Source organism: Lachnoclostridium sp. An138 (assembly GCF_002160765.1).
In the GTDB taxonomy this organism is placed as follows: Bacteria; Bacillota; Clostridia; order Lachnospirales; family Lachnospiraceae; genus Laedolimicola; species Laedolimicola faecalis.
Genome location: NZ_NFLF01000015.1, coordinates 18,258 through 32,867, shown reverse-complemented (window position 1 = coordinate 32,867; position 14,610 = coordinate 18,258). Strand labels below are relative to the sequence as shown.

The 14,610-nt window shown below is 46.7% G+C and carries 14 protein-coding genes; 9 read left to right on the top strand and 5 right to left on the bottom strand.

Features of this window, described 5'->3' with window-relative positions; genetic code table 11:
- Positions 1–9: 9 nt before the first annotated feature.
- The 5 genes from jag to rpmH form a co-directional block, all read right to left on the bottom strand.
- Complete coding sequence (gene jag, locus B5E82_RS12585; RefSeq protein WP_087307919.1) at positions 10–1,032, bottom strand: RNA-binding cell elongation regulator Jag/EloR; 1,023 nt, start codon at positions 1,030–1,032, stop codon at positions 10–12.
- Positions 1,033–1,053: 21 nt separating this feature from the next.
- A complete protein-coding gene (locus tag B5E82_RS12580; protein WP_087307918.1) occupies positions 1,054–2,331 on the bottom strand; it encodes a YidC/Oxa1 family membrane protein insertase in 1,278 nt (425 codons plus the stop codon).
- 25 nt (positions 2,332–2,356) lie between these two features.
- Positions 2,357–2,566, bottom strand: coding sequence for a membrane protein insertion efficiency factor YidD (gene yidD, locus B5E82_RS12575; protein WP_087307917.1), 210 nt, complete (start codon positions 2,564–2,566; stop codon positions 2,357–2,359).
- Positions 2,563–2,907, bottom strand: coding sequence for a ribonuclease P protein component (rnpA, locus tag B5E82_RS12570; protein WP_087307916.1), 345 nt, complete (start codon positions 2,905–2,907; stop codon positions 2,563–2,565). Before rnpA ends, yidD begins: the two co-directional genes overlap by 4 nt.
- An 87-nt stretch (positions 2,908–2,994) precedes the next feature.
- Entirely contained in the window at positions 2,995–3,129 is a 135-nt protein-coding gene (gene rpmH / locus B5E82_RS12565; protein WP_075717635.1) for a 50S ribosomal protein L34, read from the bottom strand.
- A 283-nt stretch (positions 3,130–3,412) separates the two neighbouring features.
- Here rpmH and dnaA point away from each other — a divergent pair, with 283 nt between their 5' ends.
- The 9 genes from dnaA to B5E82_RS12520 all read left to right on the top strand — a co-directional run bounded on the left by dnaA (position 3,413) and on the right by B5E82_RS12520 (position 14,520).
- Positions 3,413–4,783: a chromosomal replication initiator protein DnaA gene (gene dnaA / locus B5E82_RS12560; RefSeq protein WP_087307915.1), complete on the top strand. Its 1,371-nt coding sequence runs from the start codon at positions 3,413–3,415 to the stop codon at positions 4,781–4,783.
- 286 nt (positions 4,784–5,069) lie between these two features.
- Positions 5,070–6,182, top strand: a complete 1,113-nt coding sequence (gene dnaN, locus B5E82_RS12555) for a DNA polymerase III subunit beta (RefSeq protein WP_087307914.1) — start codon at positions 5,070–5,072, stop codon at positions 6,180–6,182.
- Between the two features lie 12 nt (positions 6,183–6,194).
- On the top strand, positions 6,195–6,407 hold the full coding sequence (locus B5E82_RS12550; RefSeq protein ID WP_087307913.1) for an RNA-binding S4 domain-containing protein: 213 nt from the start codon (positions 6,195–6,197) through the stop codon (positions 6,405–6,407).
- Positions 6,404–7,489 carry a DNA replication/repair protein RecF gene (gene recF, locus B5E82_RS12545; protein ID WP_087307912.1) on the top strand — a complete coding sequence of 362 codons (1,086 nt, stop codon included), beginning with the start codon at positions 6,404–6,406 and terminating at the stop codon, positions 7,487–7,489. Before B5E82_RS12550 ends, recF begins: the two co-directional genes overlap by 4 nt.
- Before the next feature lie 81 nt (positions 7,490–7,570).
- Positions 7,571–9,487, top strand: coding sequence for a DNA topoisomerase (ATP-hydrolyzing) subunit B (gene gyrB, locus B5E82_RS12540; protein ID WP_206415704.1), 1,917 nt, complete (start codon positions 7,571–7,573; stop codon positions 9,485–9,487).
- Positions 9,488–9,506: 19 nt separating this feature from the next.
- Positions 9,507–12,035: a DNA gyrase subunit A gene (gene gyrA / locus B5E82_RS12535; RefSeq protein ID WP_087307911.1), complete on the top strand. Its 2,529-nt coding sequence runs from the start codon at positions 9,507–9,509 to the stop codon at positions 12,033–12,035.
- Between the two features lie 233 nt (positions 12,036–12,268).
- Positions 12,269–12,718, top strand: a complete 450-nt coding sequence (locus B5E82_RS12530; RefSeq protein WP_087307910.1) for a DUF2975 domain-containing protein — start codon at positions 12,269–12,271, stop codon at positions 12,716–12,718.
- Between the two features lie 11 nt (positions 12,719–12,729).
- Entirely contained in the window at positions 12,730–12,960 is a 231-nt protein-coding gene (locus B5E82_RS12525) for a helix-turn-helix domain-containing protein (RefSeq protein ID WP_087307909.1), read from the top strand.
- Between the two features lie 45 nt (positions 12,961–13,005).
- Positions 13,006–14,520, top strand: a complete 1,515-nt coding sequence (locus B5E82_RS12520) for a DUF4153 domain-containing protein (protein WP_087307908.1) — start codon at positions 13,006–13,008, stop codon at positions 14,518–14,520.
- Positions 14,521–14,610: the final 90 nt, after the last annotated feature.

Below are 14,610 nucleotides of genomic sequence, written 5' to 3'. Positions count from 1 at the left end.
AGGAACGCATCAGCGTTCCTTTTTCTTATAATTACGGTTATAACGATTTCTTCCCCGTCCGTTGTAATTATCCAGGCGGACGCCTTCCTTCAATGAAACTACCACACGGCGGTAGGGTTCTTCTCCTTCGCTGTGGGTGCAGACATATTTGTCATTCTGAAGCGCGGAATGAATCACTCTGCGCTCGTAGGGATTCATAGGCTCCAGAGATACAGGCTTTCTCGTTCTCTTTACCTTCTGAGCGATATTTCTCGCCAGATTTTCAAGAGTCGCTTTTCTACGCTCACGATAATTTTCCGTATCCACCTTTACTCTGATATAATCGTCACTGCCCTTATTGACCACAAGACTGGTCAGATACTGAAGGGAATCCAGAGTCTGTCCTCTCTTTCCGATCAGAACGCCCATATCGTCGCCTTCCAGATCGATATTTACTTCATGCTCTTCCGGCTTCTGGGTGATAGTAATCTGAACCTTCATATCCATAGCCGCAAATACTTTCTCGAGAAAAGCTTTTACTTCCTCTGTATTTACCGGCTTGGCAGGAGCCGCTTTTACCTCTGTCACGGCTTTTTCCGGCTTCTGAGGATTCTGAGAAGTTTCTGCCTTCTCTTCCTTCTTTTCTTCTTTCACAGGCGCAGGCTTCTTCTCCACATTTTTCTGCTCTTTGACAGGAGCCTTCTTCGGCTTTTCCGCCTGCGGTTTTTCTTTCCGCGAAGGCTGCTCTTTATCCCTGCTCTCCGTCTTTTCTTCTTTCTTTTCCTCAGACTTCACAGGATTTTTCTCTTTCTCTTTTACCCTCTCAAGAAGAGCTTCCATCTCCTGCTCAGCCTTATAGCCGGCTTCTATCTCTGCATCCGTCTTTTTACGGGCTCTGATAACTGCTTTTTTACTTCCAATTCCCAGAAATCCTGAACTGCCCGGGGTAACTACTTCATAATCTACTTTATCTCTTGTGGTTCCAAGCTGTATCGCAGCTTCCAGAACTGCGTCTTCCACTGTCTTCGCTGAAACCTGAATACTTTCTTCCATTATCTGAAAACCCCCCGTTCCCTATTTTTTCTTCGTTTTTTCGTTATACTGCTCCACCATTCTCGCTTTTGCGGCAAGGCTTCCGGGTTTTGCCTCGCCCCTCTTATAATACTCCGTAGAATCCTTAATCTGTTTCTGACGTTCTTCCGAAGTAATCTCACGTTTCTTTGTATAATTCGGTTCTACCGATCTTGTACTTGTCCGCGCCACATTATTCAATCTTTCCGGCGGGAGTCCGTCCTTCTCACGTTTTCTGTTATATTTTTCGATATTCTTCTTAATCTCTTCATCAATGTCCATCTTTTCCAGATACTTATTGATCACAAGCTGCTGGACTGTACGGACCACAGCACTCATTACCCAGTAAATACCCACGCCGACGGGAAGCGTAAAGCAGAACCATACGGAAATCAGCGGCATGAAATTATTCATCATACGCATGGATTTCATCATATCCTCGCCGTTTCCATCAGCCGTGCTCACATTCGCCGCAGCCTGAGGCATCAGACGAACGCTGATCCACTGAGTCAGACCTGCCAGAATCGGAATCAGAAGAGCTACGATCATTAACAGATAAGCTCCCTCAGACCAGAACTGCTGGATGCTGAACCAGGGAGAATTGGAAATATTCAGTCCAATGAAATTATTAAATCCTTCCAGAACATTTCTTGCCTGATCGATTACTCCACTCAAATCCGGAAAATTGGACGCAAGGGAGTCCCACTCCGCGGTGGATGCTTTATTCAAAATATCAATAATCGTATTTTCGTTGAATTCCTGTCTGGAAAACTGAGCCGCGCTCGTAAGATTAGTCAGAAAATCCTGCGCGCCGGCGCTGTTCAGAAGCTCTGTAACCAGCGGATAATAAGCGGCTCTTACCTTATCCACGTAAGCCGGAATTGCGTATACCACCCGGTATACAGCCAGCAGGAAAGGCAGCTGAATCAGAAGAGGCAGGCAGCTTCCTGTCTGAGATGTGCCATATTTCGCGTATACGGCCTTCATCTCGTCCTGCATCTTCAGCATGGATACCTGATCCTGCTTACCCTTATATTTTTTCTGAATCGCCTGCAGCTCCGGATTCATCCGGACAGACATCCGTGAAAACTTCTGCTGCTTATAGGTAAGCGGCAGCATCAGGGTATAAATGATGATCGTAAAAAGAACAACTGCAAGTCCTACATTCGGAATTCCGATAGAATCCAGCAGATTAAATATCGCGTTAATCAGCCAGCCCAAAATAGACGCAAACTGCCCCAGGATAGGCGTCGCATTTTTTGTCAAAAACAAACCTGTCAATGAAAAAATCCTCCTTCAATTCTCCTTATGGTACGGGATCATATCCACCACTGGAAAACGGATTGCACCTTAGAATTCTCCAGGCAGCCAGAAGACCGCCTTTCAGGGCTCCGTACTTCTGGATGGCTTCCAGACCATACTGAGAACAGCTGGGAAAATAAGGACATTTCGTACGTTTCAACGGCGATAGATATCTTTGATAAAATTGAATCAATTTGATCAATACAATTTTCATTTTTTGATGACTCCCTGAAGCTTTCCCAAGTGAAGCAGCGCGCTGCTGATTTCATCCATGCTTTTTCCCTTTGCGCTGACCCTTGCGATGACTGCCATATCCAAACCACTATTGAACATGTCTTCATGCAGCCGGTAACTCTCCCGAATCAATCTGGTGATTCTGTGACGGACTACGCTGTTCCCCACTTTTTTACTGACAGAAACACCAAAACGATTCTTCTCCATCCCGTTTTCTTTCACATAGAGCACGAGATAACGATTTGCGCGGGATTTTCCTTCCTTATATAAAAGCTGAAAATCCCGGTTCTTTTTTAAAGACTCTGAATGCGGATATTTCATGTATCCTCCGGACTTCTGCCGCCATGTAACTGTGAAGATACTGAACAGTTACAAAGTACATAGGAAAATAGGCCACATATATGCGGCCTACGCGGATAACTTCTTTCTTCCTTTTAATCTTCTGGCTGCTAATACTTTTCTTCCACCAGCTGTACTCATTCTGGCTCTGAATCCGTGAACCTTAGATCTGGATCTTTTCTTCGGCTGAAATGTCATTTTCATCGTCTCTGGCACCTCCTATCTAAAAAACATCATTTCAATTATATTCATAAAATCCCGCAAAGTCAAGCAATTTGGCAGTATTTTTCTTTTTCTTCTTCCCTCCGTCATATCTTGTAGGACCAAAATATTTATCCACAAGATGTGGATAAGATGTGGATAACAAGTGGACAACCTTGTGTCTTTTCGTTGGAAATTTAATTCATTACTTGATCACACCCGTAATTTGGTATATTATAAATCATAGGATAAATTGCTCTTTTACGGGCATTGAGGAGATATAAGAATGAACTTGATAGAAAAAAACTGGAACGAGATTCTGGAGCATGTCCGGAAAGAGCATGAGCTGTCAGACGTGTCTTTTGAAACCTGGCTTCTTCCTCTGAAGGTGCACAGCGCCGAAAATCATGTGGTAAAAATCATTGTTCCCATGGGCGAACAGATGATCACTTATCTGAATTCCAAATTCAAGACTCCTATCTTTGTAGCCATCGCAGAGTTTACCGGCGAAAAATACGAGGTGGAGTTTATTACAGAAAAAGAAGCGGCAGAACAGAGCAGCGGCGCGGAAAAGCAGCGGAAAGACAGCGAAAGCAGCCAGAGTTCAGGAGCCATCGATTACGAAAAATCAAATATCAATCCGAAGTATACCTTTGACACCTTCGTAGTCGGAAGCAACAACAAATTTGCCCACGCCGCCTCCCTGGCTGTAGCCGAGACGCCCGGCAATGTGTACAACCCGCTGTTCCTGCACGGAGGCGTAGGACTGGGTAAGACCCACCTGATGCACGCCATCGCAAATTACATATTAAAAGAAAATCCATCCATGAAGGTTCTCTATGTTACCAGTGAGTATTTCACCAATGAACTGATCGAGACCCTTCGAATCGGCGATCCCTCCGGTATGACCCGTTTCCGCGAGAAATACCGGAATATTGACGTGCTTTTGATCGACGACGTACAGTTTATTATAGGAAAAGAAAGTACTCAGGAAGAATTCTTCCATACCTTCAACGCCCTTCACAGCGCGAATAAGCAGATTATCATCTCCAGCGACCGTCCTCCGAAGGATATCGAGACCCTGGAGGAGCGTCTCCGCACCCGTTTTGAATGCGGACTGATCGCAGACGTATCTTCTCCGGATTTTGAGACCAGGATGGCCATTCTGCGCAAAAAAGAAGAACTGGAAGGCTACCAAATCGACGATAATATCATTACCTATATTGCCACCAATATCAAATCCAATATCCGTGAACTGGAAGGCGCCTTCAACCGTCTGATCGCTCTTTCCACCCTGGAAAAGCGGCCTATCGACATGCTTCTGGCGGAAGAGGCCATCAAGGATATTATTTCACCGGGAGAAAACCGGAAGATCACGCCGGATCTGATTATTGAAGTGGTTGCGGAGCATTTTCATATCAGTCCTGACGACATCCGCGGAAATAAGCGTACTGCAAGCATCGTCTATCCGCGGCAGATCGTTATGTATCTCTGCAAGGAAAACGGAACTACCTATAAAAAGATCGGTGAGATTCTGGGAGGCCGGGATCATACGACCATCATGCATGGAGCGGAGAAAATCGAGCATGAGCTTCAGTCCAATGATTCCACCAGCCGTCTGATCAGTACGATCAAAAAGAAACTGAATCCCAACTGAGAAAGAATTTCAGCCTTACAGGATTTATCAACATTCTCATGTGGACAGGGTGTTGATCCTGTGGGGAAAACTGATCCGCCGTTTCAGGCATGTGTAAAACCCCGGGGGTTTACGGCCGGTTATACAGCGGTTTTTCACACAGTTATCCTTGCCGGATCTTCGGTATTTACAGGGCCTGAGACCAGTTTTCAACATATTCACAGCCCCTACTACGAATACGACGGATTTAATTATTTATATATACATACGCGCCCCCGGAAGGCGGAGGAAAGGAGTTATACACATCATGAAGTTTATCTGTAAAAAATCAGATTTATTAAAAGGTGTTAACATTGTCCTGAAAGCAGTTCCATCCAAGACAACCATGTCTATTCTGGAATGTATTTTGATCGATGCTTCCACCGGACAGATCAAAATGACAGCCAATGATATGGAACTTGGTATTGAGACTGTCATCGAAGGAGATATTCAGGAAAAGGGAATCATTGCCATTGACGCCAAGATCTTTTCCGAGATCGTGAGAAAGCTTCCGGATAATGATGTTACCATTGAGACAGACGCCGGATTCCAGATGCAGATTACCTGTGAAAAAGCCAGATTCAGCATTGCCGGCAAATCAGGAGAGGATTTTTCCTACCTTCCCTATATAGAAAAAGCAGAGCCTGTGGTGGTATCCCAGTTTTCTCTGCGGGAAGTGATTAAACAGACCATTTTTTCTATTTCTGATAATGAGAATAATAAGATGATGACCGGCGAACTTTTTGAGATCGATGGAAATCGTCTGAAAGTGGTTTCCCTGGACGGCCACCGGGTATCCATCCGAAACCTGGAGCTGAAAGAGGAATACCAGCCCAGAAAAGTGATCGTTCCGGGAAAGACTCTGATCGAAGTGAGCAAGATTCTGTCCGGAGAGATGGATGCTCTGGTAAATCTGTTTTTCACAAAGAACCATATTGTATTTGAGTTTGATGAGACGACCGTGGTATCCCGTCTGATCGAAGGAGAGTATTTCCGGATTGAGCAGATGCTTTCCACAGATTATGAGACGAAGGTAAAGGTCAATAAGAAAGAGCTGTTAAGCTGTATCGACCGCGCTACGCTGCTGATCCGGGAAAATGACAAAAAACCGATCATCATTCAGATCACTGACGGAGAGATGCGCCTGAAGCTCACGTCAGGACTTGGCACCATGAACGAAGAGATCGTAATCGAAAAGGAAGGAAAGGATATTCTGATCGGTTTCAATCCCAAATTCCTGATCGACGCGCTCCGGGTTATCGACGATGAAATGGTGACTCTGTATCTTGTAAATCCGAAAGCGCCCTGCTTTATCCGGGACGAGAATCAGACCTACATCTATCTGATCCTGCCGGTGAACTTTAACAGCGCTTCCGTGTAAGGAGAAAGATTCATGGAATATATTGAGGTTGCGATCCGGGATGAATTTATCCGGCTTGGCCAGGCCATGAAGCTGGCCGGGATTCTGGACAGTGGTTCAGATATCAAATATGAGATCCTGGACGGAAATGTGGAGGTTAACGGAGAGGTCGAAGAGCGGCGGGGCCGCAAGCTTCATAAGGGCGATGTCTTCCGTTATGCCGGACAGGATTATAAGATCGTATGATTGTGGAGTCTGTGGAGCTGAAGAATTTCCGCAATTACAGGGAACTGAAGCTTTTATTTGACGAAAAAACGAATATTTTTTACGGAGATAACGCTCAGGGAAAGACGAATATCCTGGAGGCCGTATATTTAAGCGGGACTACAAAATCCCATAAGGGCAGCCGTGATCGGGATATGATTTATTTCGGCGAGGAAGAGGCGCACCTGCGTACCTTCGTAAAAAAGAGAGAACTGGAATATCAGATTGATATTCATCTGAAAAAGAACAAGGCGAAGGGAATCGCCATCAACGGGGTGCCCATCCGGAAAGCCAGCGAGCTTTTCGGAATCGCAAATTTTGTATTTTTTTCTCCGGAGGATTTAAGCATCATCAAGCAGGGCCCGGCTGAGCGCAGAAGGTTTCTGGATATGGAACTCTGTCAGCTGGATAAAGTCTATCTGCATCAGCTTTCCGGTTATAACCGCATTCTTGTTCAGAGAAACAGACTGTTAAAGGATCTTTCGTTCCGACCGGAACTGATCGATACGCTGGACGTATGGGATCTGCAGCTTGCGGAGTACGGAAAGAAAGTCATAGAGGGGCGGGAAGATTTTATCAGGTCTCTTGGTGAAATCGTTCAGAGAATTCACCGGAATCTGTCAGGAGGAAGAGAAAACCTCCGGATTTCCTATGAAAAAAATGTTTCCAGAGAAGAACTTTATGAAGTGATCAGGCAGAACCGGGAAAAGGATATCAGGCTCAAGACTACAAACGCGGGCCCCCACCGGGACGATCTGCTGTTTGAGGCGGACGGCGTGGATATCCGGAAATTCGGTTCCCAGGGACAGCAGCGCACGGCTGCCCTTTCCCTGAAATTGTCTGAGATAGAGCTGGTGAAGCAGGTGATACGGGATACTCCTGTGCTGCTTCTTGACGATGTATTGTCTGAACTGGATCAGAACAGGCAAAACTATTTGCTGAACAGTATTCATGATATCCAGACTCTGATTACCTGCACGGGTCTGGATGAGTTTGTAGGTCACAGATTTTCGATCAATAAGATATTTAAGGTGGTTGAAGGATCTGTTATCTGTGAGAATTAGGTAATTATGTATTACAGGCCGAATCACCTGCTGATGAGGCCGCAGGAATATGATTAAAATTAGTTGCTGGGAGGAACGAAAATGAGTGCAGAATATGGAGCAGATCAAATTCAGATCCTGGAAGGACTGGAAGCTGTCCGCAAAAGACCTGGTATGTACATTGGAAGTACCTCCGCCCGCGGACTTCATCATCTGGTATATGAGATTGTAGATAATTCTGTAGATGAGGCACTGGCAGGCTACTGCAAAAATATCGATGTCACGATCAATCCGGACAATTCCATCACAGTCGTAGACGATGGACGGGGAATTCCGGTAGGCATCAACCACAAGGCCGGAATTCCGGCTGTGGAGGTAGTCTTTACGGTTCTTCATGCCGGGGGAAAATTCGGCGGCGGGGGATACAAGGTATCCGGAGGCCTGCATGGCGTGGGCGCTTCTGTGGTAAATGCCCTTTCCGAGTGGCTGGAGGTAAAGATTCGCAGCGAGGGAAAAGTGTATTTCCAGCGCTATGAGAGAGGCCATGTGGTTGATAAGCTGAAGGTGATCGGAGACTGTGATCTGGAAGAGACAGGAACTATGGTGACCTTTCTGCCGGATAAGGAGATTTTTGAGGAAACTGTATTTGATTACGATACGCTGAAAGTCCGTCTGCGTGAGATGGCATTCCTTACCAGAGGACTGAATATTATTCTGCGGGATGACCGGGTGGAACCGCAGCATAAGAAAGAATTCTGCTATGAAGGCGGAATCAAAGAGTTTGTAGAGTATCTGAACCGGTCCAAGACAGCTCTCTATGATCAGATTATTTACTGCGAGGGCATGGTCAATGACGTCTATGTGGAAGTGGCCATGCAGCATAACGATTCCTATACGGAGAACTGCTACAGCTTTGTAAATAATATCAATACGCCTGAGGGCGGAACTCATATGACCGGTTTTAAAAACGCCCTCACAAAGACCTTTAATGATTACGCAAAAAAGAACAAGCTTTTGAAGGACAGTGATCCCAGCCTGAACGGAGATGATATCCGGGAAGGTCTGACGGCGATCATCAGCATCAAAATCGGCGAACCCCAGTTTGAGGGTCAGACCAAGCAGAAGCTGGGGAACAGCGAGGCCAGGGGAGCTGTAGACAATGTGGTTTCTGAGCAGCTGATGATTTTCCTGGAGCAGAATCCTGCTGTGGCAAAGGTGATCCTGGACAAATCCATCCTGGCTCAGAGGGCCAGGGAGGCCGCGAGAAAGGCCCGGGATCTGACGAGAAGAAAGACAGCCCTGGACGGTATGGCTCTTCCGGGAAAGCTGGCGGACTGCTCTGACAAGAATCCGGAAAACTGTGAGATCTATATCGTGGAGGGAGATTCCGCGGGAGGCTCCGCGAAGAAGGCACGTTCCAGAGCCACGCAGGCGATCCTTCCCTTAAGGGGAAAGATTCTGAACGTGGAAAAGGCAAGACTGGACAGAATCTATGGGAATGCAGAGATTAAAGCCATGATCACAGCCTTCGGAACGGGAATCCATGATGATTTTGATATATCAAAGCTGCGTTACCACAAGATCATTCTGATGACGGATGCCGACGTGGACGGAGCTCATATCAGTACGCTGCTTCTGACCTTTATCTACCGGTTTATGCCGGATCTGATCCGGGAAGGGTATGTGTATCTGGCCCAGCCGCCCCTTTACAAGCTGGAAAAGAACAAGAAAGTCTGGTATGCCTACAGCGATCAGGAACTTGCTTCTATCCTGGATGAGGTGGGAAGAGATCAGAATAATAAGATCCAGCGTTATAAGGGACTGGGCGAGATGGACGCCGATCAGCTCTGGGAGACTACCATGGACCCGGAACGCCGGATTCTGAAGCGTGTGACTATGGATGATACGTATTCCGCGGAAATCGATCTGACCTTTACCACTCTGATGGGAGACAAGGTAGAGCCGAGACGGGAATTCATTGAGACAAACGCCAAATTTGTAAAGAACCTGGACATCTAAGCAGGGGAGAGGAAAAGGAATGGAAGACAATATTTTTGATAAAGTCCATGACGTGGATCTGAAAAAGACCATGGAGGATTCTTATATCGATTATGCCATGAGCGTAATCGCGGCCCGTGCCCTTCCGGATGTCCGGGACGGCTTAAAGCCCGTACAGAGAAGAGTTCTTTATTCCATGATTGAACTGAACAACGGTCCGGATAAGCCGCACAGAAAATGCGCCCGTATCGTCGGTGATACCATGGGTAAATACCATCCCCACGGAGACAGTTCCATATATGGGGCTCTGGTTAATATGGCCCAGGAGTGGTCTACCCGCTATCCGCTGGTGGACGGCCATGGAAATTTCGGTTCCGAGGATGGAGACGGTGCGGCGGCCATGCGTTATACAGAGGCCCGCTTAAGCAAGATCTCCATGGAGATGCTGGCGGACATCAATAAGAATACCGTAGACTTTGTGCCGAACTTTGATGAGACAGAGAAGGAGCCTTCTGTGCTTCCTTCCCGTTATCCGAATCTTCTTGTGAATGGAACGACGGGTATCGCCGTGGGAATGGCTACCAATATTCCGCCTCATAATCTGCGAGAGGTCATTAAGGCGGTAGTCAAACTGATCGATAACCGGATTGAGGAAGATCGGGATACCACCATAGAAGAGCTTCTGAAAATCGTGAAGGGACCTGATTTTCCCACAGGAGCGGAGATTCTGGGGACAAGAGGAATTGAAGAGGCTTACCGCACCGGACGGGGAAAGATCCGGGTGCGCGCGGTGACGAATATAGAGACCATGAGCAATGGAAAGAGCCGTATTGTGGTGACGGAGCTTCCCTACATGGTAAATAAGGCGCGTCTGATCGAAAAAATCGCTGATCTGGTAAAGGAAAAGCGGATCGACGGCATCACCTATATCGGAGACGAGTCCAGCCGGGAAGGTATGCGGATCAATATTGAGCTGAGAAAAGACGTGAATGCCAATGTGATTCTGAATCAGCTTTACAAGCATACCCAGCTTCAGGATACCTATGGCGTGATCATGCTGGCCCTCGTGAACAACGAGCCGAAGGTCCTCAATCTTCTTGATATGCTGAAATATTATCTGCTTCACCAGGAAGATGTAGTGACGCGCCGTACAAAATACGAGCTGAACAAGGCCGAAGAGCGGGCCCATATTTTACAGGGTCTGCTGATTGCCCTTGACAATATTGACGAAGTAATTCGGATTATCCGGGGCTCCCGTTCCACCCAGGAGGCAAAGCAGGGACTGATGGAGCGTTTTGCCCTGGATGATGTGCAGGCACAGGCTATCGTAGACATGCGTCTGCGCACGCTGACAGGTCTGGAACGCGAAAAGCTGGAAGCAGAATATAAGGATCTCATGGAGCAGATTAATTACTTAAAGGGAATCCTTGCAGACGAGAAAAAGCTTCTTGGAGTCATCAAGGAGGAGATTCAGGTAATCTCCGACAAATACGGAGACGAGCGCCGGACTCATATCGGATATGATGAGTTCGACATCTCCATGGAAGACCTGATCCCCGAGGAAGATGTGGTGATTACCATGACGAATCTGGGCTACATCAAGCGGATGACTATGGATAATTTCCGCAGCCAGAACCGCGGCGGCAAGGGCATCAAGGGCATGCAGACCATCAGCGATGATTATATCGAGGATCTGATGATGACATCCACCCATAATTATCTGATGTTCTTTACGAATACCGGAAAGGTATACCGGCTGAAGGCCTATGAAATTCCCGAAGCCAGCAGAACCTCAAGAGGAACGGCAATCATCAACCTTCTGTCTCTGCAGCCCGGCGAGAAGATTACGGCCGTCATCCCCATCCGGGATTACAACGACGGCAAGTATCTCTTTATGGCTACCCGGAACGGGCTGGTGAAAAAGACCTCCATTCAGGAATATGCCAATGTGAAGAAGACAGGTCTTCTGGCTATCAATCTGCGGGAAAATGACGAACTGATCGAAGTCAAATATACGGACAACCATCAGGATGTCTTCCTGATTACCAAGTTTGGAATGTGCATCCGCTTCCATGAGACAGATGTAAGAGCTACCGGCCGGGCGTCCATGGGCGTAATCGGCATGAATCTGACAGATCAGGATGAAGTTGTGGCCATGCAGGTACACACCCAGGGAGAGTATCTTCTGGTCGTGTCGGAAAACGGACTTGGAAAACTTACAAAAATGGAAGAGTTTACGGCTCAGAACCGCGGCGGCAAAGGCGTAAAATGCTATAAGATCACGGAGAAAACCGGAAACGTGGTAGGAGCCAAGGCGGTTAACGAAGACAATGAAGTCATGCTCATCACTACCGAAGGAATCATTATCCGGATTCCCTGCAGCGGAATCTCTGTGGTAGGACGTATCGCCTCCGGCGTGAAGCTGATGAATGTGGATTCTGAGAATGTAAGCATTGCCGGCATAGCGAAGGTACGGGAGCAGAGCAACAAGGATGATGAGGACGTGGAGTCTGAGGAAGAAGAGCAGAGGGGTGAAGACAGCGCTTCTGAGGATTCCGATCAGAAGTAAGTTCTGAGAAATAAACCTCAAAGAAACAGAACCGGCAGTCTCCGATTCGTAAAAATCAAATTATTTATTGAAAAACAATAAAAATATATTGAATTTCAATAAATAATGTGCTATGATGCAGTTATCAACTGGAAACAGGGGGTAACTGCATTCTTTTGTTTATATAAGACAAGAGAGTTCCGCCTGCGGATCGCTTGATTTTCAGAAAAAGAAGGTTTTTGACAGGAGGGCTTATGAGAGATATGAAGCTTGCAAAGCTGACCAAAGGAATTCTTGATTTTATGTTTTACGCGGGGATCGCGGCCTGTCTGACGCTGCCCCTCTCGCTGAAATTTATCGGAAATTATTTTCCCCATTATCAGATCTTTTATTACCCGATGCTGGCGCTGTTTTTTATCTCAGGAATCTTTGCGGTGCTGATTGTCCGGGAGCTGCGCAGAATGTTTGTTACGGTTCTGAAGGAAGACTGCTTTGTGGAGGAAAACGTAAAAAGCTTAAGAAAGATGGGAACCTGCAGTTTCTGCATTATGGGAATCAGCATCATCCGGCTTTTTATAATCATTACGCCTGCGACGCTTGTAATTATTCTGGTATTTCTGATTGCGGGACTTTTCAGCAAGGTCCTTGCGGGAGTTTTTGATCAGGCGGTCAGTTACAAGCTGGAAAATGATCTGACCATATAGGAGGAACGCGGATGTCAATTGTGATTAATCTGGATGTGATGATGGCAAAAAGAAAAATCGGCCTGACGGAGCTTTCCAAAGAGGTGGATATCACCATGGCGAATTTGTCCATTCTGAAAAATAATAAGGCCAAGGCAGTGCGTTTTTCTACGCTGAACGCCATCTGCAAAGCGCTGAACTGCCAGCCCGGAGATATTCTGGAGTACGTAGAGGACGAAGAAGAGACGGAAGACAAAAAATAGAAGCTTCCCGGCTGAACAGCGGGAAGAAAAGGAGGAGATTGGAAGATGGAAGAAAACAGAATAACGAAGACGGAAGAGACTGGAGAAAAACCTGCGGTCTGGGAAAATGCACCCTTTTTTCTGAAAATCATCGTTTTATTTTCAGCATTTTATGTGTTCTGTCTGTATGATAATATCATGGGTATCACGTATCCGCTTTACACGGCAGGACTTCTGGGACTGTATCTGTATTTTTTGAAAAAGGAAAACAGGGAACTGAAGAAAAGTTCGATCTTTTATATGGCTGCGATTTTTCTGCTGGGGCTGTCGAGTTTTCTTACGGATAACGAAATGATCGTATTTTTTAACAATGCAGCGGGCTTTCTGTTGTACGCCGTACTTTTTGTCCACAATTCTTACAGCGATAAGAAATGGAGTTTTCTGAAATATGTGGCGGCTCTTCTGGAATTTGCCCTTTCCGTGGCGGAAAATGTTCCGGCTGTATTCAAAACGGCGGGCCGTCTGTCTGTCGGAAAGAAGAAGGACGGAAGCGCAGAGAAAAAAGAATCAAAGGTTCTTTATGTAGTACTGGGGCTTCTGATTGCGCTTCTGCTTCTATGTTTTATCCTGCCTCTTCTTGCCTCGGCGGACCCGGTATTCGGTGATTTGATCGACCGCATCTTCAATCTGATTTTCATTCAGATTGCGGTACCGGAAAATCTGATTTCAATTCTTCTGATGTTCTGCTGGGGAGTGCTCTTTTTCTTTGCCCTTATCTCTGCGGTACAGCAGAGAAAGATAAGAGAAGAACAGAAGGAGCTGCGCTGTCTGGAGCCGGTGACCGCAGTTACGGCGCTCTCTGTGATAGGAGCTGTCTATCTGCTTTTCTGCCTGATTCAGATCTCCTATCTTTTTACCGGAGGACTTACGCTTCCTTCAGACTATACCTACAGCGGCTTTGCAAGAGAAGGATTTTTCCAGCTTCTGTTTGTGAGCATGCTGAATCTGGCGCTTGTGCTGCTCAGCCTGGAGCTTTTCCGGAACAGTAAAGCTCTGAAGATCCTTCTGACTTTTATCTCAGGCTGCACTTATATTATGATGATTTCATCGGCCTGCAGAATGTATCTGTACATTGAGGCTTACGGCCTCACCAGACTCCGGGTGCTTGTGCTGGCAGCTCTTTTGGCCATCGCTGTGATCCTGGGCGGAATGATACGGAATATCTATAAAAAGGAATTTCCGCTGTTCCGGTTCAGCATAGCGGTCATTACAGTCGTATATGTGCTGCTTTCTCTGAGTCATATGGACGCTCTGATCGCGAAATATAATATCGCGCAGCGCGGGCTGGATATCACTTATGAGAATTCCTATCTGATGACGCTTTCTGCCGACGCCGCAGGCGTCTACGCAGATGCGGTCTCCGAAAATGTGGAGAGGACAGAGCTGGCAGATGAGATGCTGCAGGATTATTTTGAGAAGATCCGAGGCTATGAGGATCTGGGAGTTCGAAAATTCAACCTGTCCCGTTATCTTGGCGTGCAGGCGGCAGAGAGATACGAAGCATTGACTGCGGAAGAATAACAGAGAGACATAAAGCCCGGGGACACTGTAATAGCAGCGTTCCCGGGCTTTCCCATGCGGTTTATGAGAGGCCATTCCCGGGAAAGCTGG

Bases quoted from the DNA above. Each gene is read 5' to 3' on its own strand.
- B5E82_RS12520 (WP_087307908.1), top strand. From the start codon at position 13,006: ATGGAAGAAAACAGAATAACGAAGACGGAAGAGACTGGAGAAAAACCT.
- dnaN (WP_087307914.1), top strand. From the start codon at position 5,070: ATGAAGTTTATCTGTAAAAAATCAGATTTATTAAAAGGTGTTAACATT.
- B5E82_RS12525 (WP_087307909.1), top strand. From the start codon at position 12,730: ATGTCAATTGTGATTAATCTGGATGTGATGATGGCAAAAAGAAAAATC.
- B5E82_RS12550 (WP_087307913.1), top strand. From the start codon at position 6,195: ATGGAATATATTGAGGTTGCGATCCGGGATGAATTTATCCGGCTTGGC.
- recF (WP_087307912.1), top strand. From the start codon at position 6,404: ATGATTGTGGAGTCTGTGGAGCTGAAGAATTTCCGCAATTACAGGGAA.
- rnpA (WP_087307916.1), bottom strand. From the start codon at position 2,907: ATGAAATATCCGCATTCAGAGTCTTTAAAAAAGAACCGGGATTTTCAG.
- dnaA (WP_087307915.1), top strand. From the start codon at position 3,413: ATGAACTTGATAGAAAAAAACTGGAACGAGATTCTGGAGCATGTCCGG.
- gyrA (WP_087307911.1), top strand. From the start codon at position 9,507: ATGGAAGACAATATTTTTGATAAAGTCCATGACGTGGATCTGAAAAAG.
- gyrB (WP_206415704.1), top strand. From the start codon at position 7,571: ATGAGTGCAGAATATGGAGCAGATCAAATTCAGATCCTGGAAGGACTG.
- B5E82_RS12530 (WP_087307910.1), top strand. From the start codon at position 12,269: ATGAGAGATATGAAGCTTGCAAAGCTGACCAAAGGAATTCTTGATTTT.
- yidD (WP_087307917.1), bottom strand. From the start codon at position 2,566: ATGAAAATTGTATTGATCAAATTGATTCAATTTTATCAAAGATATCTA.
- rpmH (WP_075717635.1), bottom strand. From the start codon at position 3,129: ATGAAAATGACATTTCAGCCGAAGAAAAGATCCAGATCTAAGGTTCAC.
- jag (WP_087307919.1), bottom strand. From the start codon at position 1,032: ATGGAAGAAAGTATTCAGGTTTCAGCGAAGACAGTGGAAGACGCAGTT.